This window comes from Rhizobium sp. BK060 (assembly GCF_014193145.1).
Lineage (GTDB): Bacteria > Pseudomonadota > Alphaproteobacteria > Rhizobiales > Rhizobiaceae > Rhizobium.
Window position 1 is genome coordinate 1 of sequence record NZ_JACHYW010000072.1, and the last position, 1,335, is coordinate 1,335.

Annotated in this window: 1 protein-coding gene; it reads right to left on the minus strand. The window is 55.9% G+C overall.

The window, feature by feature from the left end; translation table 11 throughout:
- Positions 1-307: 307 nt before the first annotated feature.
- Positions 308-1,335: IS110 family transposase (locus FHT71_RS31165; protein WP_246718119.1), on the minus strand; the 1,028-nt coding region annotated here is incomplete at its 5' end.

Consider the following 1,335-nt stretch of genomic DNA (forward strand, 5'->3'; position numbering starts at 1 on the left):
CTCACATGAGGATTTCGCCGTCAAGATCAATCACCTTTTCATAGCGTGCTCCTTTCGATTTGTATCGAATCCATGGCTGAGCCACCTTTCATGACGCGGCACGTTTCCGTCGCCGGTTCAAACTCACATACGGTCGCCGTTTTGTCCGGCAGCACCACTATCCCGCTTGCGTAGCGGCAAGGCTCAGGAGAACGGGACCAATCTAAAGCGCGGCATTTGAAGCCCGACTTAGAGGCGGTTCGTTCACCTGGATCCGCCAGGATTGATCAGTCCTGGAAGATTTGTGTGTTCGGCCATTTTATGGTCGTCAGGCGGTCTTCATAACAGCCCCTTCGATGACAACACCCGCAGTGACAAACTTCCACAGCGCGATAAGGAGCTTGCGCGCCAGGGCAACTATCGCGGCTTTCTTTAAACGTCCACCATTCGACTGGACCCGATCCACAAACCAACGACTGAGCGCTGACGCTGGCTGATTGCGTAGCCATAGCCAGGACAATTGAATCATCGTGGTGCGCAACCGGGGATTCCCTGCTTTTGAGACACCTTGTTCGTGGTCAATCGTCCCGCTCATCCATGGGGTCGGTGCCAAACCTGCATAGGCGGCAATCTGCCGCCGATTATCAAAATGTCGGCACAGCGCTTCGGTCCAAAGAACGGCGGCAAACTCAGCGCCGACACCTTTCAAGGTAAGCAACATTGCCGGCGCCGGTGCCTCAGACGCTAGCCGCTCATGTACGGAAAGCAGGGAATTACGCTCGCTCTCCACCGCGGCGATTTGCTCAAGCAGCAACTCAAGACGATCGAGTTCTCGATTTATTTGAGCCTTGAGATGCTTCGGCAAGCCACGGCCGTCTCCGGTGCAAAGCTCCTCAAGCCGTAGGCGGCGATCTTTGCGAAGCGGTTGATAGCCGCTGACGCCCTGGGCGAAAAGTAGACCTTTGACACGATTAACATGCCTTACCCGCTCCGCAATCAACACTTTGCGTTCCCGGCAGATTCGACGCCGGTCTTCGTCCTCATGGGACGGCGCTCTGACCATTGCGCACACACGAGGCTCGCCACGCTTGAATGCCAGCAGTGTCCGCGTCAGTGCCTCTCCATCAATCTTGTCGGTCTTAACGCGCCGACGTCGACGAGAGGTCGCGATAGAAGCTGCATCAACTACGTAACTCTCAATCCCGTTCGCTTCCAGAACCCGATGGATCCAAAAGCCATCCAATCCAGCCTCTTGGATCGTCACGATGGGAAACGACTTCCCTGTTCGTAGCCGCGCCTTCAGTTGGAGTTGCTCAAATCGAGCGAGCAACTCGGCTATATTGCCGCCGTCCACCA